Genomic DNA, 20,229 nt, shown 5'->3' on the forward strand with positions numbered 1-20,229 from the left:
TTGAGATTCATGAAAAAAGTTGCAATTTACGGAGTCCTGTTCTCGACAGGGATATTGCGCGATGGTGATTTTGCTGAGCTACATTCTTTTTTTGAATCAAGAATAACAGTAAAAAAGTTGCAATGAAAAAACCTTTGAATGTTACATGGTTGGCCAGAGCCGGTTCGGTTCTGGGAGGACTCGGGCTTCTGCTGCAGTCGCAGGTTGCGCATGCCAGCGAGGCCGATCTGGTACTGCCGGATCTACACTCGGTCTCATTTCTTGGCGGGATTCCCGGCGACACGCTTTTGTTGTGGGGGCTTGCCATCTGCCTGTTCGGGATGCTCTTTGGTGTAGTACAGTATATGGGCATCCGCAATCTGCCTGTTCACAGTGCCATGAAGGAGATCAGTGAGCTGATCTATGCTACCTGCAAAACCTATTTGATCACACAGGGCAAGTTTATTCTTGTTCTCTGGGTTCTCATCGGAGCAATTATTGTTGCTTACTTCGGCTGGCTTCGTAATCTGGAAACCATAAAGGTTCTTTCCATTCTTGCGGCGAGTCTTATCGGTATCCTCGGAAGCTATACGGTTGCCTGGTTCGGCATGAGGATCAATACCTTTGCCAACTCAAGAACCGCATTTGCAAGTCTTGGCGGAAAACCCTTTCCGACCTATGCCATTCCGCTCAGAGCCGGCATGAGTATCGGTATGCTGCTTATCAGCATCGAGCTTTTCGTCATGCTCTGCATTCTGCTTTTTGTGCCCAATGATTTTGCCGGACCCTGCTTTATCGGCTTTGCCATCGGTGAGTCTCTCGGTGCTTCGGTGCTGCGTATTGCCGGCGGTATCTTTACCAAGATTGCCGACATCGGTTCCGACCTTATGAAGATTGTTTTCAAGATCAAGGAGGATGATGCCCGTAACCCCGGCGTTATTGCTGACTGTGCCGGTGACAATGCCGGTGACTCGGTCGGCCCTACAGCTGACGGTTTTGAAACCTACGGTGTTACCGGTGTTGCCCTGATCTCCTTCATCCTGCTCGCTATCAAGGCTCCTGAAATCCAGATCATGCTGCTTGTATGGATTTTTGCCATGCGCCTTGTCATGATTCTGGCCAGCGCAGTATCCTACTGGGTCAATGCTGCCTATGCAAAGATGAAGTACAGCAATGCTGACGAGATGAACTTCGAGAAACCGCTCATCACGCTTGTCTGGCTTACCTCTATTGTCTCGATCATTCTTACCTACATTGCATCCTATTATCTGATCCGCACGCTTGGTGACGGTACCATGTGGTGGAAGCTTGCTTCGATTATCACCTGCGGAACAATTGCCGGTGCTCTTATTCCTGAACTGGTCAACCGCTTTACCTCAACCGAGTGTGCCCATGTACGCAACGTGGTGCAGTGCACCAAAGAGGGTGGAGCCGCTTTAAATATTCTTTCCGGTCTTGTTGCCGGTAACTTCAGTGCCTACTGGATGGGTCTTGCCATTGTGGGTCTTATGGCAGGCGCTTACGGCCTCAGCACGCTTGGACTCACGACTCTTGGTCTGACGCCTGAGCTGATTGCAGCACAGGGAATCCTTACGGTCGGGCTTGACAAGGTGATCATGCTTGCTCCTTCCGTCTTTGCTTTCGGTCTTGTAGCGTTCGGCTTCCTGAGCATGGGTCCGGTGACCATTGCTGTTGACTCCTACGGTCCGGTTACCGATAACGCACAGTCGGTCTATGAGCTTTCTCTGATCGAAAACGTTTCGGCTAAAGAGATTGAGAGCGAGTTCGGCTTCCAGCCTGACTTTACCAATGCAAAACGCTACCTTGAAGCCAACGACGGCGCTGGCAATACCTTCAAGGCAACGGCCAAGCCGGTGCTTATCGGTACGGCGGTAGTGGGTTCAACGACCATGATTTTCTCGATTATCATGATCCTTACCAATGGTCTTGCCGATGTCAGCTCCATTGCGAAGCTCTCCATTCTCTCTCCTCCGTTCCTGCTCGGCCTCATGATGGGCGGTGCGGTGATCTACTGGTTTACCGGTGCATCCATCAATGCGGTAACTACCGGAGCCTACTATGCTGTTGAATTCATCAAGCAGAACATCAAGCTGGATAGCGGCGCAGAAAAGGCTTCAATTGAGGACAGCAAGAAGGTTGTGGAGATCTGTACGAAGTTTGCACAGAAAGGTATGCTTAACATCTTTCTGACCGTATTCTTTACAACACTGGCCTTTGCCTGTCTTGACTCCTTCTTCTTTATCGGTTACCTGATCTCCATTGCTCTTTTTGGTCTCTACCAGGCTATTTTCATGGCCAATGCCGGTGGAGCCTGGGACAATGCCAAGAAGCTTGTTGAAACCGAGCTCAACGCCAAAGGCACCGAACTGCATGATGCCTCGATTGTCGGTGATACGGTCGGCGATCCGTTCAAGGACACCTCTTCGGTTGCCCTGAACCCGATCATCAAGTTCACCACGCTGTTCGGTCTGCTTGCTATCGAGCTGGCTATCGAACTGCCTCCGCAGCTGGCATTGACCCTGTCCGCAATCTTCTTTGCCCTCTCGCTGGTTTATGTTCATCGCTCCTTCTTCTCCATGAGAATCAAGGTTGACGAACATTAAGTCGCTCTTTCTTGACATAACAACAAAAGCCGCAGTGATGCGGCTTTTGTTGTTACATGACCTTTTGAGAGGAGATGCATTACCGGAGAGCGTTCGCCCTCACAGGGAGAGGGGGGGTTAGCCCGGGATTCTCAGAGCATAGCGTTTGCTCGAATGGAGCACCGGGCGGTATTTTTCGATATTTTCAAGGATTTCACCTGTTCCTCTTGCAACAGCGGTCAGCGGATCTTCGGTGATATGGACGGCAAGTTTGGTCTCTTCGTAGATTTTTTTGTCAATACCCTTGATGAGTGCTCCTCCTCCTGCAAGGAAAATGCCGCGATCAAGAATGTCCACCGAGAGTTCCGGTTTCACGACCAGCATCTCAAGGGTTTTTTTTATCGACGTAATGATCTGGCCGATCGGGGTGGAAATGGCCTCCCTGATGGTTACAGAATCGACTTTCATCGCTTCGGGAAGCCCGGATTTGATGTTGACCGCCTTTACGGTCATGGTCATTTCCGTGTCGAGCTTGTAGGCCGAGCCGATCTGCATTTTTATCTCTTCAACGGTACGTTCACCGATGGACATGTTGTATGTTTTCCTGAAGTGCCGGATAATCGAGTTTGTTATATCAGTTCCTGCAACCCGCAGAGACTCTCCGGATGCAATACCTCCAAGTGAAATAACGGCGATATCTGTTGTGCCGCCACCGATATCGACAATCATGTTTCCTCTTGCCTCATTGAACTCAAGTCCAATGCCGATTGCAGCGGCTATCGGTTCCGATACCAGATAGATCTCTTTGGCTCCTATATGCTCGGCGGCATCATGTACGGCTCGTTTTTCAACCTCGGTGATTCCTGACGGAATTCCGATAACCATTCGGCGGATACCCAAGGAGAAGCGGCTCCTTGTTTTTTTGATCAAACCCTTTATCAGCTCCTCCGTTGCTTCATAGTCGGCAATGACCCCATTGGCCAGAGGCCGGATGGTGATGATGCCGGGATGGGTTCTTTCATGCATGAGAAGAGCTTCATTGCCGATGGCAACAACCTTTCCTGAATTTCGTTCGCGGGCAACTATTGACGGCTCATTTAATACAACGCCCTCGTTGCGTATATATATCAATGTATTTGCTGTTCCGAGATCAATAGCGATATCCCTGAACAGGTTGCTGAAAAAACTCATGTTATGATGGTTCTGTGTAATCTCATGGGGGTAGCAGTAGCTTGTGAAACCGGGTTTTGTTTTCCTCTTGAAAATACCATTGATCTCTCCTTCCGGGTTATGATCAGCGGTGCCACTTTTCTGAATGCGTCAAGTTACACAATGCTTTAGCTCACTCCCAAAAAAAATCACAGGAACACTCTCAATGGAGTAGCAAATTTTTTTGACCAACGTAAAGGTGTTCAGAAATCAGGGGGAAATGCAGTTGATTCTGTTTATGTTTACCGAGAGACAACGAGGGTGTTCCGGTTGCCGTACGGCAGGATATCTGCACGCTTTTTGTATACGTTATATATTTATTTGCTTGTACTTGCGGGTGGCTCTTTTTGATTTCACCTGCCTGCCATTGCCGTCAGAATGGATGAATACCTATGAAACTGACCAGAATCTATCAGAGTAGTGTGATTGACTTTTACTCGCCGGATCTTTCGACCGAACTGCGGCTTCCGTTTGCCGAAACCGGCGTCTCTGCCGGGTTTCCCTCTCCAGCTGATGATTATATGGAGCTCAGCCTTGATCTCAACAAGGCTCTTGTCCGCCATCCGGCCGCCACCTTTTATGCCAGGGTAAAGGGCTCCTCCATGATTGATGCCGGGATTCTGGAAGGAGATATTCTGGTGATCGACAAATCACTGGACCCTAAGGATGGAGATATTGCCATCTGTTTTCTGGACGGTGAGTTTACGGTCAAGAGGATTATGCAGCAAGCTGACGGGCTTCTCCTGATGCCGGCCAACGAGGAGTTCACTCCGATCCGGATCACGGAGGAGAATGATTTTCTGGTATGGGGTGTTGTAACCTATATCATCCACAAGGCAAGGTAGAGTGTCATGTTTGCCCTGATTGACTGCAACAACTTTTATGTGTCGTGCGAGCGGCTGTTCAACCCCGGATTGAGGGGTCGTCCGGTTGTGGTGCTCTCCAACAATGATGGCTGTTTTATCTCCCGGTCGGAAGAGGCCAAGGCTATAGGTCTCGGTATGGGTGAACCGGCATTCAAATGCAGGGAGCTGCTTCAGCAGCACCGTGTAGCCATCTACTCGGCCAACTTTCCGCTCTACGGTGATCTTTCCGCACGGGTGATGAGGACGCTTGCCGATTTTGCTCCCGATATTGAGATCTACTCCATCGATGAGTGTTTTCTTGACCTCAGCGGTTTCGGTCGTTTTGATCTTGAGCGCTATGCCCGTCAAATCCGGCGGACCGTGGAGAAGCATACCGGCATTCCTGTCAGCATCGGTATCGGTGCCACCAAAACCCTTGCCAAGGCGGCAAGCCGTATGGCCAAGAAAAACGCATCTCTCGGCGGGGTCTCTCTTTTGAGGACGGATGTCGGGATCCGCGATGTTCTCTCCGGCATGGAGGTTGAGCATATATGGGGAATCGGTGGCCGTTACGGCGCGCTCCTGCACCGGCACCGGATTCATACCGCGCTGGATTTTGCCGCAGCTCCTCCGCCCTGGGTCCGACAGAACCTCCATATTACCGGGGCAAGGGTTCAGGAGGAGCTGAATGGCCGCTCATGCCTTCCTCTCGAACTGGTGCGGCCACCAAAGCAGTCGATCTGTACATCCCGTTCGTTCGGTACGCCCGTGATTGCAAAGGAGGAGCTTCAGCATGCCGTGGTGCATTTTGCTTCCAAATGCTCGTTCAAGCTCCGCCGGGAAGAATCAAGAGCTTCGCTGGTTACGGTTTTTGCCTGTACCAGCCCGTTTGCTCCAAAGGAGAAGCGGTACTGGGGAACCGAGACCCTTTCGCTTCCGGCACCCTCAAACGATACCCTGCTTCTGCTCAAGGCGGCAACGCTTGCGCTTGAGCGTCTCTACCGGAGGGGATATGAGTACAGAAAAGCCGGGGTTATTCTGAGCGGGATCGGTTCCGTGTGCGAACCGCAACAGACTACGCTTTCGCTCTTCGACACCGATCCGCTGCCGGAAAAGCAGGGGAGGGCGCCAGGCCTCATGGAGGCGCTTGATGCTCTGAACTTTCGTTACGGACCGGGAACACTCCGCATTGCTTCCGACTGCGCATCGGGATGGAAGCAGCGGCAGGAAAACCTCTCTGCTGCTTACACAACCCGCTGGAGTGATATCATTGAGGTGAAGCCATGAATCCCGCAAAGGTATCAAGAGACAGGCTCAAAGAACTGACCGATCTGCCGAACATTGGTGCATCCCTGGCACGTGATCTCCGGTTGATTGGTATTTTCCGGCCGGAGCAGCTTGCGGGCCGCTCGGCGTTGGAGATGTATCACGATTTGTGCCGCATAACCGATACCCGTCAGGATCCCTGCGTGCTTGACGTCTTCATGTCGCTCACCAGCTTCATGTCGGGCAGTGAGCCGCGCACCTGGTGGTCGTTTACCGAAGAGCGGAAGCGGCTGCTCAGCCAGGAGAGAGCAGGAGGGGAGGGAACAAATTAATAAAGGTGCCATTATGATTATCAGCGCCAGCCGTCGCACCGACATCCCCGCCTTCTACGGTGAGTGGTTTGTGAACCGCCTGAAGGCCGGTGAGGTTCTGGTGCGCAACCCCATGCAGCCGAAACAGGTGAGCAGAATTATGCTGACCCCGGCAACGGTTGATGCCCTTGTCTTCTGGACCAAAAACCCTGCACCCTTTCTTTCGCGTCTGCCGGAAATTGATGCGATGGGATATGCATACTATTTTCTTTTTACCCTTACGCCCTATGACTCCGTGCTGGAGCCCGGTGTGCCGGAGAAGGGTTCTCTTGTTGAGGTGTTCCGGCGGCTCTCTCGACTTGTCGGTCCTGAAAAAGTGGTGTGGCGGTATGATCCCGTTCTCATCACCGATCAGTTTACCCCGGCCTGGCATGCGGATTCTTTTCAAAAGCTCGCAGAACAACTTTCAGGTTATACCGGGCGCTGCATCATCAGTTTTCTTGACGACTACCGCAAGGTGAGGAACCGTATGCGCAATCTCCGCTACACCCTGCCTGACAGCGCGGAGATGGGTGATCTGGCGGCTCTCTTTGCCGATATCGCCGCAAAACGGGGCATTGCACTCTGTACATGCAGTCAGGAGGTTGATCTTTCCCGTTACGGCATCATGCACAGTCGCTGTATTGATGGCGGGCTTGTCGAGCGCATCTCCGGTCGAAGGATGACGGTAACCAAAAAAGACAGCAGCCAGCGCCACGCCTGTGGCTGCATCGAGAGCCGGGATATCGGCAGCTATGATACCTGCCCGCACGGCTGCCTCTACTGCTATGCTGTTGCCAGCCAGGCAAAGGCAGGCAAAGCTTTTGAAGCATACGAGCCATCATCACCGATGCTCTGCGACAGCCTGCACGGAGACGAAACAATCACAACGCCTGCACCCCGCAAGCGAGCTGCTTCAGCGCGAACACTATCCGATGCCGGATTGCATCAGGGCGAACTGTTTGGATAGAATAAAATCACCCGGGAGGTCCCGGGTGAAGAGTAATGAGCGTTGATGCCGGTTTATCCCAACTGTTCGACAAGGTAATTCTGTATCCCCATCTGGCTGATCTGGTCGATTTGAGCCTCAAGCCAGTCGATGTGAGCCTCCTCATCGCGGAGGATTGATTCAAGCAGTTCACGGGTGCCGTTATCTCCGAGTTCGACAGCAAGCTTGATTCCGTCATTGTAGGATGCGATAGCTCCATCTTCCGAATGCCGGTCGTTTTTGTGCTGGGCGGCCACGTCAGCTCCTATCTTTATCTTTTTGAGGTCGCTGACTACCGGAATACCTTCGAGAAAGAGGATTCGTGCGATGAGTTTTTCGGCATGTTTCATTTCATCAATCGCACGTTTTTCATCAGCGTTGTGGAGTTTTTCATAACCCCAGTTGCTGCACATCTCCGAATGCACAATGTACTGGTTGATTGCTGTCAACTCATCAGCGAGCAGGCTGTTGAGCTTTTCGATTATTTTCGGATTTCCTTTCATCGGTCTCTCCTTGATTCGTGTTGATAATGGAATCTTTCATATAGGCACTTCGTATAATAAAGCTGATAATCCGCAATCCAGCAATATCTTTTCCGCCAAATCATGAAAGCTGTGAAATATTGTGATTCCGTGTATAGAAAATAACACCGATGCGTTTGATGTGTTCAATAATACCCGGATCGTCGATATCGGAAAAAATGGAGAGGTCAATGGTATAGGGCAGATGCAGGTTGTCAATCTCTTCACTGATCTCAAACAGTGTTTTGGTGGTTAATGCCGTGCCGCAAAGTGTCAGGTCAATATCCGAGCCGTTTTTATGCGTTCCTTTTGCACGGGAACCATAGAGGATAGCCTGTTCCACCTGAGGGTAAAGAGCAATGACCTTGTGTATTTTCCGGATTGTTTCATCCTGCAGACCGTACATCATGGTGTCGTTTCTGTTTTCAGCTTTTCCAGTTTTACCAGAAGTGATTCAAATGCAGCGAAGTAGTCGTTGAGAATAGCGGACGATATGTTGGCCGCTGTGGTTTCGTCATAGGTGTGGGTCGTCAGGTTTCGACTCAGAATCATCTCCATCCAGGTCTCTCCTTTTTCAATCAAACCAGCCTTGAAGGCGGCACGTGTAGTGTCTTTGGAACCATATAAATCAGCAACACCCCGATTTTCAAGAAAATCCTTCAATGTTTTCCACGCCAGTTCATGGGTGTACTCAAATGACTGGATCAAACCCTGCTCTTCAAGTGTTGAAAGTTTGCGTTGTTGAGCCAGTTCAACTGCCGCTTTCAATTGTGAAAAAGCTTTAAGGAAGTTGTTGAAACGCTGAACCCATCGGATATCTGTCATCATAACGAAGCTCCAGAAAAAGAATATGATCACATATTTCAAAAGTATCAGGTACCGGACGCCAGTAATTTACAAAACATTTAAAATCACCGCACACTAATCCATAAATCCCCCGAAGCGGGTTCGGATTTCTCTTTTGCCATCGTCGCATACTCCGGATACTTTCCCGTTTCGTAGAGAGTACACTATATTGTCTTTCTTACTCATTCGTTAACCCTGGTTAATCCATTCACATGGCTGTTACACCCTTGCGGACATTGCAACCTGTATACGCTGCTTCGGATAGCGGAATAAAAAAGGTAAAAATTCTTGTTGCTTCGCCGGGTGATGTCGATAAGGAGCGAAAGATTGTTGAGGAGGTCATACAGGACTGGAATATCCGTAATGGTGATGAGCGGAATATGGTTCTCGAAGCAGTGCTTTGGGAAAAACATGCAGCTCCGGAAAACCGGGGCAATGACGAGGGGCCACAACCTCAAATTACCCGCCAGATAGTTGATGACTGTGATTGTGCGATAGGGATTTTTTGGAATCGTATAGGAACACCTACGAAAATTGCTCCCGGTGGAGCAGTTGAAGAGGTGCAGCGGATGCTGACCGTGCTGAAGCGTCCGGTTATGCTCTATTTTTCCGATATGCCCATTAACCCAAGCAAGATCGATTCTGAGCAGAAAGCAAAGCTTGATGAGTTCAAGGTGGCGATGAAGATTGATGGTCTGGTATGGGAATACAACAGCAGAGCAAAGTTCCGTACCCATTTATCCCGTCATCTTGACTTGAAAATACGGGAATGGTTCTTCACTTCCGGAGTTAAAACGACAAAGAAATCCATTCCAACTGATGAGGTGTTACGCCGTTATCAGGCAATACTGAAAGAGGAGCAGGGATATATCCGCATGCTTGGGATGCCGGGAGTAGAGAGCGTCAAGGTTAACCTGAATGATGACACCTTTGTGCCGCTTCGCCTTTCCGGCAAGTATGATTCAGAGAAGGTGTTTTCTGAAAAGAGAGCCTCTCAGGAGAGCGAGCATATTTTTTCTCCCGACGAAATCATGAAGCGGGCATTTCATGATCGCAGGGGTCTGAGAATGCTCCTTGTCATCGGTGATCCCGGAGCCGGTAAGACGACACTGCTCAAGTACTATGCCCTGTGTGCAATGGAGGATTATACCCGGCTTGGCTTTGCCTCTCCGGTCAGTGTGTTTTACCTGCCGCTGCGCGAGCTTTTGCGTGATGAAAAGGGCGATTTTTCTGATTCACTGCCAGTAAACCTTGCAAGCTGGTCAGCCAAGCATCATCAAACCATTCCGGAGGGGATTTTCGGAGAATGGCTGAACAGTGATGCTCTCGTCTTGCTTGACGGCCTTGATGAAATCAGTGATACGGAAGAGCGCAAAGCGGTGTGCGACTGGATAGACCATGCTTGGAGCGGATTCCGCAAGGCCCGCTTTGTGGTTACGTCACGGGCGACAGGCTATAACAAGGAGGAGGGCATCGAGCTTGCCGCCGACTACGAGCGGGCTGATGTACAGGACTTTACTTCGGAGCAGCAGGAGCGGTTTCTCTCAAACTGGTTCACGGCTGCTTTCCTGAAAGAACCCTGTGAAAAGGGATTTGACGAAGCTGGCTGGCAAATAAAGCAGAGAGCGGAAGCCCATGAGAGAACCATAGCTATTATGGCGCACCTCAAGATCCCGAAAAACAGGGGATTGCGTCAACTTGCGGCCATACCGATGATTTTGCAGATTATGGCTATACTTTGGAAGGATCGTGACTATATGCCTGAAAGTCGGGTAAAGCTCTACGAAGCAGCGCTTGATTATTTGCTTGAATTTCGCGACAAGCGCCGAAAGATAGTTCCGCTTCTTTCAGCCTCGCGTGCCCGCCAGGTGCTCGGGCCGGTTTCGCTCTGGATGCAGGAGCGGCTTGAAAAAGATGAAGCACCAAAAGCAGAGATGCACATCGAAATGCAGGAGAGGCTTGATACGCTTGACAATCCGCCAACAGCGGAGGTGTTTTGCGACTATCTGGTTAAACGCGCGGGCTTGCTGGTTGAGAGTGCGGGCAAAGAGTACCTCTTCCGGCACAAATCATTCCGTGAATATCTTGCAGGCGTTCAACTCAAGGAGGATCGTTCTGACGATATGCTCAATACTCTCGTGACCCACTTCGGAGAGGACTGGTGGGAAGAGCCGCTCCGCTTTTTCATTGCTTCGGTTGACGCCAATGTTTTCGATGCCTTTATGCAAAAGTTCTTTGATGCACCGCAGAGCGAAGCACTGACACAAAAGCAGCAGATACTTTTGATGACGCTCATCGAAGAGGCAAAGGGGAAAAAGATTGACGCTCTAAGCAAAAAACTGCTTGATCCTGCTACTACAGTCGAGCGTCAGCGGGTGATTCTTGACTGCCTCAAGACTGTTGGCAAGAGTTCGGCGTTGAAAGCAATTGGGCAGTTTAAAACAGAGGGTTTGGCCAAAAACAGTGATGTTGCTGACCGGACAACAGATGTTATGTTCACTTTGCTATTCGGTTTAGATGCAAAGTATTTAATAAAGCAAAACCTCTCATCGGTTACGACTGTGCCTACGATTATCACGCCGGAAAATCTCCCGGAATCATTTCGCAATCCGAATGAGCACAATGCAGAGTATATCCTGATAAGAAAAGGGAGCTATCTTGACTCGGAGACAAAAGAGAAAAGGAATGTGAAAACTGATCTCTATTTCGCCAAATATCCTGTTACCAACAGGCTTTACCGATCATTTATTTCAGGCTTTGGTGAATCAAAAGCGTTCAGGGAACGTCTGGATGAAATTGCAGGAAAGAGCGAGTGGGATGCAGGATTTCAAAAATATCTCAGCTCAGGGAAAAAGGATCTTGCTAAGTTGTTTCGTTCCGGTTATGATGAAGACCGCAAATTCGGCGGAGATGATCAGCCTGTTGTTGGTGTGAACTGGTATGCCGCAAAAGCATACTGCCTGTGGCTTTCGCTGCTTGAGGGCACAGCAGACGCTTACCGCTTGCCGAATGAAGTTGAGTGGCAGTGGGCCGCAGGAGGCAGGCAGGGAAAGAGAGAGCGGGTAGTTCGAGACTATCCCTGGCCTGAGGCGAAAGGCGAACCAAACCCGAAACTGGCCAATTATGGTCAAAATGTTGGTGCAACCACTCCCGTCGGGAGCTACCCTGAAGGGGCGACACCAGAGGGACTGTACGATATGGTCGGAAATGTGTGGGAGTGGACGGATAGTATACACGAAAAATACGCTCCTGCCCGTTCTTTGCGCGGGGGTTCGTGGGGCGCTGAACCTGAGGATCTGCGCTGTTCGGTCCGGGGCGACTTCGATCCCGGCGACTGGGGCGTCGATATCGGTTTTCGAGTAGTTCGTTCCAGTCCTCTTTACTCTTCCTGAATTTCTGATCCTCTGTTCTCTGGAAATCTGGAAAGAAATGTGATGAGTGATGGGTTATGGGCGATGAGTGGGTGAGGAAGAGTATGAATTTCGAGCAGCGTCATCCCGAACGGAAGAGAGGGATCATGGTTGCGAGGAGAAAAAGTAACGGATTGAGGAATATTTTTATGGCCGGTCATGACATGCTGATTGCGAAAAAGGCCTATGATTTTTCAAAATGGCTACTGCTGCACACTGGAAAATTCCCTAAAAGCTATCGCTTCAGCATTGCTCTCCGTCTGGAAAATGGTGTGCTGGAGTTTACCGAGCTTGTTGCGATAGCCAATATGCGGGAGAAGAAATCAGATCTCTTGCATCAGGCTGATGAGGTGTTGACACGGTTACGCATACTGTTTCGCCTGAGTTATGAACTGAAATTTATTAGCATAACCTCCTATGAATTTGGAAGTTGCCAGATTACCGAATTGGGAAAGATGCTTGGCGGCTGGTTGAAAAAAATTGAACAAGTCGCTGAAAATTCATAACTATCGTTGTTCAGAATAGAGGAAAAGAGTCGCTAAATGAGCTGCCCGTTCTTTGCGCGGGGGTTCGTGGAACAATAAACCTGAAAATCTGCGCTGTTCGGTCCGGAACAACAACAATCCCGACAACAGGAACAACAATATCGGTTTTCGAGTAGTTCGTTCCAATCATGCCTTTTTCAATGCGCGTAAACGCCCATTATGATGCCGTTATTTCAAGGAATAACGGACAGTTTTTTGGGCATGACATCCGGCTTTTTCTCCTGAGGCTTGTTTCCGGTTACCTGCCGGGGCATGCACAAACAGAACAGATAAGGCAGGCTGCTTGAGTAAGTAATTGAAAAAGCTGTCTGCTTTTTTTCTTATACAGCATGAAACGCAGCAAAAACCTCTTTGACTGCATTATTTCTTTTGAAAATATGCTATCAGCCGCCCACAAAGCGGCAAAAGGGAAGCGTGAAAACCTGTCGGTGCTATGTTTTTTTGCTCATTTTGAAGAAAATCTCTGGGAAATTATTGCTGAGCTCAAGAATAAAACATATCAGCCCGGTTCATATAAAACCTTCAGCATCTATAAGCCAAAGCCCCGGCAGATCAGTGCGGCGCCATTCAGGGACCGGGTTGTACATCATGCCTTGATCGCTTTTGTCGGGCCTATTCTTGAACGTACCTTTATTTTTGATACCTATGCCAACAGAACAGCCAAGGGGACTCACAAGGCAATAGAGCGCTACCAGCACTTCCTGAAAAAATATCAATATGGGTTGAAGTTTGATATCAGAAAATATTTTCCGTCGATTGATCACAACATCCTCAAAACTTTATTGCGGAGAAAAATATCGTGTGCTGATACGCTGTGGCTGATTGACCTGATTATTGACAATAGTAACGCGCAAGCGGAGCATAGTCACTATTTCCCGGGAGATACTCTTTTTACTCCCTATGAAAGACGGCGCGGGTTGCCTATCGGTAACCTCACCAGCCAGTGGTTTGCCAACTACTATCTGAGCTTCCTTGATCACTATATCAAAGAGCAACTGCGATGCAGAGGGTATGTTCGATACGTTGATGACGGGGTATTGTTTTCCAATGAAAAAGTTCAGTTATGGGCATGGAAAGAGGCAATCGAAGAGTTTTTGCAACAATACCGGTTGATACTCAATCCTCAAAGAACGGAACTCTATCCATCAACTGAGGGCAAGTGTTTTCTTGGCCAAAAAGTGTATCACTCATACCGAAAGCTCCCTTCCGAAAACGTTCGGAGAGCAAAAAAAAGAATCCGGAGTTCAGTGCTTGCTGACCCCGTCACTCTCCGGCAGAGTCTTTCAGGCTGGGTTGGTCATGCCCGGCAGGCTGACACCCGCAATCTTTTGCACTCGCTTGGTTTATTGCCGGAAAGTGAGTGTTAAAATCATTAACAAATCATCGAGCAGCGCTATGCGATTTCAAAGCATCACCTTGAAGGCCCGAATTTTCTGGTTTGTTCTGCTTCTCATTGCAGCCATTCCCGATATCGTTATTGCGAAAGTTGAGGCTGCAAGGCCGCCGGATGTTGAGAATACTTCGGCGCAAGGAAACTCAAACCCCGGCAAAAAGATTGTACCGGATTCGGAAGCTGTGAATAAAAAAATGGAAACACAGTTTAGTTGGATCAGTTATGTTCCTGTTGGAGCGCTGGTTATAGCAGCACTGGCGTTAGTGGTTACTCTTTATGTTCGTAGTCGGAGACTTTATGATGTAAAAGAAACGGAACAAGTGAAGAACGGTGTTGGAGATGAGCATGAAAGGGAAAAAGAAAGAGAGAAAAAAGAACAACAGCATAAAACTGATGCCGAGCGCTACAGTGATCGGTTGATAGAGGAACTTGGTAAAAACACAATATTCGGAATGCCGGGTATTGATGGTGCAAGGGAAGCTGTTGATCTGCCGGAGACCTTTGTCCCCCCTGATATTTCAGTTAATGAGCAGCATCAACAACAGGGGACTTATGCAAGAACACCGGAAACAAAAACATCAGATGTTACTCCAATTGCAGCGCTGAATTATGTCGTAGAAAGATCGCGCATGCTGGTGATCATAGGGGAACCTGGTTCAGGAAAAACAACCATCATCAAGCATTTTGCGCTCAGCAGCCTCAGGTTGGCGGGATTTACTTTTCCTGTGCCAATACTCTATATGCCATTGAGTAAAATGGCAGCTCAAGGGTCTGAGCAGAAATCGTTTTCCGAAAAACTGGCAGACTGTTTTCAACCGAACCTGAAGATATCCGATACTTTTTTTGAGAATCGCCTGAAAAAGCAAAGGTCGCTTGTACTTCTTGACGGTCTTGATGAAATAAGCGACAGTGAGCAAAGAAAAAAGGTTTGTATCTGGATTTCGGATGCCTCCAAAAACTGGAAACAAGCTTTTTTTGTGGTGACCACACGTGACAAGGGGTATGGTGAAAATGAGCAAACCGCACTCCAGGTTGATAAACTACCCGCATACGTCAAACGATTTACCGTTGATCAACAGCGCGATTTTTTGCAGAAATGGTTCCGCGCTACTTTTTTACGTGACCTCTATCGTGACGAAAAGGGTTGCAGTAAGGTCAGGATAGCCGAAGTTGAAAAGGTTGCAGGAGAAAACGCCAGTGCGGTTGACACCTATCTTTCACAACCGGAAAACGAGGGAATGCGCAAGGACCTCGCAGGTATACCGCTGCTCCTGCAACTTATGGCAATTCTTTGGAAACAAAGCAAGGCTATACCCGAAAACCGTGAAAAGCTCTATAGCGTCGCATTGGATTATCTGCTTTTTTATCGGGAAAATGAGAAAGGAATTCCTCCGTTTCTTCCTGCAACCGAGTTCAAAAAGTTATTGGAACCGGTCTCTCTCTGGATGCAGGACATGAAAAAGGATTCGGCCGATATGGAGAAGTTTCATGATAGAATGCAGCAGGACGTTGATATTCTGGACTACAAGTATAGAAGCAAATACAGGGCTGAGGAGATTTGCCATAACCTTGTTTCACGAGCCGGTGTTCTTGGGATATCAGGTTCGACCTATGTTTTCAGTCATAAGACATTCCGGGAGTATCTTGCCGGTTTGCAGCTCGTTAGAAGTGTTACATCTGAACCTGATCGAATAGAAAATCTGGTTGGGCAGGTAGGAGACGAATGGTGGGATGAACCTTTGCTTTTTTTTGCTGCGCAGGTTGATTCATTCTTGTTCAACAAGTTCATGCTGGCATTTTTTGATTCACCAAAAAGTGATTTTCTTGATCCGAAAACATTGAATTTCTTGCAGAAATTAATCCGCAAGGCACCGCAAACTGTAGATGCTTTTCGTGATAAACTGCTTCATCCTGACACACCACGCAATAAACAGTATTACCTTCTGGAGTGCCTGAAAACCGTAGGTACCCGACAGGCGGTTGAGACTGCACAACGGTTCAAGACACTGAGCCCGTTGGCTGATACGGAGCTGCTCAGAAAAGCTGATGAAGTGATTGTAACCGATGAAGTCGCCGTACCTGCTGTTAATCCGGCAGACTTGGATCAGCCGGGTGATGGTGTCGGGGACGAGCATCCAGAGGTGCTTTTTAGTGCTTTTGAACAAAATGCACAGTACATCCTTATCAGAAACGGCCGCCACTCCGTAGATGGTAAAGAGCAAGTGGGGGATCTCTATGTTGCCAAATATCCTGTTACAAATAAGTTGTATCGAAATTTTATTACCTATCTGCAATCCGCAGACAATGCCAAAGCTGACGATATTCTGAGTGACAGGCTTTTTAAACTTGCCGGTACCGTACCGGGATTCCTGAAATATCTGGATGAAGAGCCACTTCTCTCAAAGAGGTGTTGTTCAAAATATGACGATGATCGGCGTTTTAACGAGGATGATCAGCCGGTTGTTGGAGTGAGCTGGTATGCTGCCCGAGCCTACTGCCTCTGGCTTTCGCTGCTTGAGAGCAAGGGTACTGATCCTGATCGTTATCGTTTGCCAAAAGACAAGGAGTGGGAGTATGCCGCCGCTGGAAAAGATGGTCGTAAATATCCCTGGAGTAAAGAGAAGGGAGAGCCAACGTCAAAGCTGGCGAATTATGGGGAAAATGTTGGCGCAACTACACCCGTCGGGAGCTACCCGGAAGGAGCAACACCGGAAGGATTGTATGATATGGCCGGTAATGTGTGGGAGTGGATGGATAATTTATATGACGAAAAGAAAGAGTACCGTTCTTTGCGCGGGGGTTCGTGGAGCTTTAAACCTGAGCTTCTGCGCTGTTCGGTCCGGAACTACTTCAATCCCGACAGCTGGCTCAACCTTATCGGTTTTCGAGTAGTTCGTTCCAGTCCTCTTTCCTCTTCCTGATTTTCTGATCTTCTGTTCTCTGGAAATCTGAAAAGGAATTTAATTCATGGAATGGTCGCCGGAGGCGGCCCGAAATATGTTTGGCAGGAGTGGAGAAGGTTTATTTCCGGGTAAACAATGTTTATACTGTAAAAGGCAGTAGATGCAGCACGTTTATTAAAAACAAAATTGCTTATGCTGTACGTGTTACTGTTTGTCAGGGGAAATTTGAGATTAACATTTTGCAGGCGGGAGATATTATCATGGAACTCCATTTACGTGATGAAAAAACCAAAGAACTGCTTGCGGAAGTTGTAGTAGATCTTTTAAACACGAAAAAAAGCCTTTTCTATGACATTGTGATAGAGGCTTTGGAGGATGTTGGGTTGGCAAATGCTATTGCCGAAGGGAGAAAAAATGAATGTGTCTCAGAGGATGAAATTTTTGCCATTCTTGATGGCAATGCACGGTAAATGTTTTTTTTGAACATGGATTTGCAAAGGAGCTTCAAAAGCTGCGGGATAGCAGGCTGTTGCCAAAAATCAGGGAAATTATTCTTGAGTGCAAGGAAGCTGACAGTTTGACCGAAATCAGAAATCTGAAAAAGCTTCAAGGTTACGATACCTTTATCGTATTCGTGTGGGAGATAATCGGATAGGGATAGAGTTTGCCGCGAATGAACTTGTTTTTACCCGCCTTTTGCACAGGAAAGAGATTTATAAACATTTTCCGTGACTACTCCCATGGGTCAAAAAGAGGTGCCCCGGATGCGGTCATGTCAGATGTGTTGCGGGTGACCAGAGTTAACCCGTTAGTTATTGCTGTTGCAGCAATGAGAGCGTCGATGACGGGGAGTGCCTTTCCTTTTTTTTCTGCATCTCCGAGTATTCCTCCCCATTGGAGTGCAACTTCGGTTGTGACTGTGAGGATTCGTCCATTGAACCGTTCCGGCAACTCATAAGCAAGCCATGCCTGCAGTTGCGTTTTTTTCTTGCCGTCTGCGAGTTTTGAAATCCCTTTTTCGATTTCACCAAGAGTAATAACGCTCAAAAAAAAATCCTGCTCATCACCACGGTCAATCCACTCCATAACTTTTGGTGAAGGGAGCGGTCTGACCAGTTCAGATATTACGCAGGTATCCAAAAGGTATTTCATAGTATCACCTCACTCCGGCCTGTATCTTTTGAGCGCTGGAGGTCAATACAGGCTTTCCTGAGCGGTGAATTATGAAAAAAGCCTGAAAGTGGCTCTGTTGGTTTGGCGGCCTTCACCGACCTGGTGTATTCGTCAAATGAGAGAACAACAGCAGCAGGTGTGCCGTGAAGGGTAATGGTCTGCGGCCCGTCATGAAGCGCGTTTCTGACAACTTCGCTCAAATGATTTTTGGCCTGTTGCAGTTGCCATGTTTTCATCTGTTTCTCTCCAATAATAACGTTGGCTATATTCTGGCTACCGATAGCCAGAATATAGCCAACAACAGGCTCGTTTTCAAATTCGTTTCCAGGGACCTCTTCGTGAGAGTAAATGTTATTGCATTATTTTACAAATCACCTCTTTTTGTTATTATATGAGTGGTTGTTCATATAAGGGCGCCTCTATTTATTGTCGTGAGAAGCCCGAGGACAAGGCGGATGGAGCACAGAAACCGGAGTGTACACGGAGTACATGAGGATTTCGAGCACCACCCAACGCAGTAATCGGGTTTCGGAATAAATAAATAGAGGTGCCCATAATAGAGTCAAAAATATGCAGGAACATCGAGCTGAGGGTTGTCAGGAGGAGTGTTTTCATCCGGATGTTGTTGCGCGTGTTCGCAAAGAGATGCCGGGGGAGCCGCTGCAGGAGGAGCTTGCACAGCTTTTCAAGGTGCTTGGCGATCATACCAGAATACGGATTCTCAATGCGCTTTGTCTCTCGGAACTCTGTGTTTGTGATCTCACCTCTATTCTCGGCATGAATCAGTCCGCAGTTTCACATCAGTTGCGGGTGCTGAGGGATGCCAAGCTCGTGAAGTCGCGCAAGCAGGGAAAGAATGTGCTCTACACTCTTGACGACACCCATGTCTCAACCCTTATCCGGACCGGTTCCGAACACATCAGGGAAGGGAGGTAAAGCGGCTCTTTTTTTTTGCTTAAAACATGAACATATAATCATGTGAGAATATGTGACAGGCTAAAAGCGCAGCTCCTGCGGAGCGAAATATTGGCAGAGGGATAAGGTCGCCTCCTGATAACAGTTTTACAGATAAGCCTAAATGAGGTGTTGATATGCATGATTTTTATACCCTTTTCCTGAGTGTTTTGGCCGCATCCTGGAGTGTGCTTCTCGAAGCCGCCCCTTTTGTGCTGCTCGGTTTTTTTATTGCCGGAGTGCTCAAGGCATTTGTTCCTGATGATTTTGTTGCCACCCATCTTGGGGGCGGGGGAATGGCGAGTATTTTCAAGGCGTCATTATTTGGCATTCCCATTCCCCTGTGCAGTTGCGGAGTGCTTCCGGCTGCAGCAGGCCTGAAGAAACAGGGTTCCGGGAATGGTCCTGTTGCAGCGTTTCTTATTTCAACACCCGAAACCGGGGTGGACTCCATTGCGGTCTCCTGGGCGCTGCTCGATCCGCTGATGACCGTTATCCGGCCGGTTATTGCGCTTTTTATGGCTATTGCAACCGGTATTGCGGTTTCATTTGCCGGAAAGCAGAGCGCAAACGATGTTGCGGCTGACGCAGATAAACCGGGGGAGAGTGCCTGTGCATCTTCATGCTGCTGCGGTCATAAAAAGCAGGAAAAACTGACGGTTTCCGGAAAATTCAGGGAGGGTATGAGCTTTGCCTTCGGCGATCTCTTGAACGATGTCGGGCTCTGGCTCTTTATCGGTATCCTGCTCTCCGGCCTCATCTCGGTTTTTGTTTCAACGGAAGTGGTAAGCCGCTATTTGTCGAATGAATATCTTTCGATGCTCGTGATGTTTATCGTTTCCGTGCCGCTCTATGTCTGCGCTACAGCTTCGACTCCGATCGTTGCCGCTCTGGCTCTGAAAGGCATATCCCCTGGAGCCGCCCTTGTGTTTCTTCTTGCCGGTCCGGCAACCAATGCGGCATCGCTCCCGGTGATTTTCAGAATGCTTGGCAGAAAATCGGCTCTCATCTATCTGGCGAGCATTGTACTCATCGCTCTCATTGCGGGAGTAGTGGTCAATGACCTGTATGGATACCTTGGCTACGATATCACCCATTGGGTCAGTAAAGGGGCTCACGAGGAGGCAGGCATTGTTTCCATTGCTGCATCTGTTGTGCTTCTCCTGCTTGTGCTGAAATCACTGCTGCCAAAAAAACAGCGTGGTCATTCCCATTAAGAGTGTAATTCATCATATTTACGTTAT

At 48.6% G+C, this 20,229-nt stretch carries 19 protein-coding genes; 13 read left to right on the top strand and 6 right to left on the bottom strand.

Features of this window, described 5'->3' with window-relative positions; translation table 11 throughout:
- Positions 1-122 precede the first annotated feature (122 nt).
- Positions 123-2,603, top strand: a complete 2,481-nt coding sequence (locus G9409_RS10465) for a sodium-translocating pyrophosphatase (protein WP_166808710.1) — start codon at positions 123-125, stop codon at positions 2,601-2,603.
- Between the two features lie 117 nt (positions 2,604-2,720).
- On the opposite strand, the gene mreB is transcribed toward G9409_RS10465, so the two are convergent.
- On the bottom strand, positions 2,721-3,773 hold the full coding sequence (gene mreB, locus G9409_RS10470; protein ID WP_166808711.1) for a rod shape-determining protein: 1,053 nt from the start codon (positions 3,771-3,773) through the stop codon (positions 2,721-2,723).
- A gap of 410 nt (positions 3,774-4,183) precedes the next feature.
- On the opposite strand from mreB, the gene G9409_RS10475 reads away from it, so the two are divergent.
- From G9409_RS10475 to G9409_RS10490, 4 genes are read left to right on the top strand one after another with little or no spacing between them, the layout of a single operon-like run.
- Positions 4,184-4,636, top strand: a complete 453-nt coding sequence (locus G9409_RS10475; protein WP_166808712.1) for a LexA family protein — start codon at positions 4,184-4,186, stop codon at positions 4,634-4,636.
- A gap of 6 nt (positions 4,637-4,642) precedes the next feature.
- Positions 4,643-5,923 carry a Y-family DNA polymerase gene (locus G9409_RS10480; protein ID WP_166808713.1) on the top strand — a complete coding sequence of 427 codons (1,281 nt, stop codon included), beginning with the start codon at positions 4,643-4,645 and terminating at the stop codon, positions 5,921-5,923.
- Positions 5,920-6,234 carry a helix-hairpin-helix domain-containing protein gene (locus tag G9409_RS10485; RefSeq protein ID WP_166808714.1) on the top strand — a complete coding sequence of 105 codons (315 nt, stop codon included), beginning with the start codon at positions 5,920-5,922 and terminating at the stop codon, positions 6,232-6,234. The genes G9409_RS10480 and G9409_RS10485 overlap by 4 nt, the downstream gene beginning before the upstream one ends.
- A 13-nt stretch (positions 6,235-6,247) precedes the next feature.
- The gene (locus G9409_RS10490; RefSeq protein ID WP_166808715.1) at positions 6,248-7,222 is read left to right on the top strand and encodes a DUF1848 domain-containing protein; all 975 of its coding nucleotides are present in this window, start codon (positions 6,248-6,250) and stop codon (positions 7,220-7,222) included.
- Positions 7,223-7,275: 53 nt separating this feature from the next.
- On the opposite strand, the gene bfr is transcribed toward G9409_RS10490, so the two are convergent.
- The 3 genes from bfr to G9409_RS10505 form a co-directional block, all read right to left on the bottom strand.
- A complete protein-coding gene (gene bfr, locus G9409_RS10495) occupies positions 7,276-7,743 on the bottom strand; it encodes a bacterioferritin (protein ID WP_166808716.1) in 468 nt (155 codons plus the stop codon).
- Between the two features lie 100 nt (positions 7,744-7,843).
- Positions 7,844-8,170, bottom strand: a complete 327-nt coding sequence (locus tag G9409_RS10500; protein WP_166808717.1) for a nucleotidyltransferase domain-containing protein — start codon at positions 8,168-8,170, stop codon at positions 7,844-7,846.
- A complete protein-coding gene (locus G9409_RS10505; protein WP_166808718.1) occupies positions 8,167-8,589 on the bottom strand; it encodes a nucleotidyltransferase substrate binding protein in 423 nt (140 codons plus the stop codon). The genes G9409_RS10500 and G9409_RS10505 overlap by 4 nt, the downstream gene beginning before the upstream one ends.
- A gap of 230 nt (positions 8,590-8,819) precedes the next feature.
- Between G9409_RS10505 and G9409_RS10510 the strand changes: the two genes are divergently transcribed.
- The 6 genes from G9409_RS10510 (at position 8,820) to G9409_RS11960 (ending at position 17,328) form a co-directional block, all read left to right on the top strand.
- Positions 8,820-11,999 (top strand): SUMF1/EgtB/PvdO family nonheme iron enzyme, encoded by a 3,180-nt coding sequence (locus G9409_RS10510; RefSeq protein ID WP_166808719.1) that lies wholly within the window; start codon positions 8,820-8,822, stop codon positions 11,997-11,999.
- Positions 12,000-12,166: 167 nt separating this feature from the next.
- The gene (avd, locus tag G9409_RS10515; RefSeq protein ID WP_235923309.1) at positions 12,167-12,523 is read left to right on the top strand and encodes a diversity-generating retroelement protein Avd; all 357 of its coding nucleotides are present in this window, start codon (positions 12,167-12,169) and stop codon (positions 12,521-12,523) included.
- Between the two features lie 52 nt (positions 12,524-12,575).
- The gene (locus tag G9409_RS12220; protein WP_166808720.1) at positions 12,576-12,725 is read left to right on the top strand and encodes an SUMF1/EgtB/PvdO family nonheme iron enzyme; all 150 of its coding nucleotides are present in this window, start codon (positions 12,576-12,578) and stop codon (positions 12,723-12,725) included.
- Positions 12,726-12,891: 166 nt separating this feature from the next.
- A complete protein-coding gene (locus tag G9409_RS10525) occupies positions 12,892-13,929 on the top strand; it encodes an RNA-directed DNA polymerase (RefSeq protein WP_166808721.1) in 1,038 nt (345 codons plus the stop codon).
- Positions 13,930-13,957: 28 nt separating this feature from the next.
- Positions 13,958-16,876 carry an SUMF1/EgtB/PvdO family nonheme iron enzyme gene (locus G9409_RS10530; RefSeq protein ID WP_166808722.1) on the top strand — a complete coding sequence of 973 codons (2,919 nt, stop codon included), beginning with the start codon at positions 13,958-13,960 and terminating at the stop codon, positions 16,874-16,876.
- A gap of 89 nt (positions 16,877-16,965) precedes the next feature.
- Entirely contained in the window at positions 16,966-17,328 is a 363-nt protein-coding gene (locus G9409_RS11960) for a hypothetical protein (protein WP_208019719.1), read from the top strand.
- A 262-nt stretch (positions 17,329-17,590) separates the two neighbouring features.
- Here the strand turns inward: G9409_RS11960 and G9409_RS10545 are convergent, their stop codons facing one another.
- Positions 17,591-18,010 carry a type II toxin-antitoxin system VapC family toxin gene (locus tag G9409_RS10545; protein WP_166808723.1) on the bottom strand — a complete coding sequence of 140 codons (420 nt, stop codon included), beginning with the start codon at positions 18,008-18,010 and terminating at the stop codon, positions 17,591-17,593.
- Complete coding sequence (locus G9409_RS10550; protein WP_166808724.1) at positions 18,007-18,267, bottom strand: type II toxin-antitoxin system Phd/YefM family antitoxin; 261 nt, start codon at positions 18,265-18,267, stop codon at positions 18,007-18,009. The genes G9409_RS10545 and G9409_RS10550 overlap by 4 nt, the downstream gene beginning before the upstream one ends.
- A gap of 334 nt (positions 18,268-18,601) precedes the next feature.
- Here G9409_RS10550 and G9409_RS10555 point away from each other — a divergent pair, with 334 nt between their 5' ends.
- Both G9409_RS10555 and G9409_RS10560 read left to right on the top strand, forming a co-directional pair.
- A complete protein-coding gene (locus G9409_RS10555; RefSeq protein WP_166808725.1) occupies positions 18,602-18,967 on the top strand; it encodes an ArsR/SmtB family transcription factor in 366 nt (121 codons plus the stop codon).
- Positions 18,968-19,122: 155 nt separating this feature from the next.
- Positions 19,123-20,202 carry an SO_0444 family Cu/Zn efflux transporter gene (locus G9409_RS10560; RefSeq protein WP_166808726.1) on the top strand — a complete coding sequence of 360 codons (1,080 nt, stop codon included), beginning with the start codon at positions 19,123-19,125 and terminating at the stop codon, positions 20,200-20,202.
- Positions 20,203-20,229: the final 27 nt, after the last annotated feature.

The organism is Candidatus Chlorobium masyuteum (assembly GCF_011601315.1).
GTDB classification, from domain to species: domain Bacteria; phylum Bacteroidota; class Chlorobiia; order Chlorobiales; family Chlorobiaceae; genus Chlorobium; species Chlorobium masyuteum.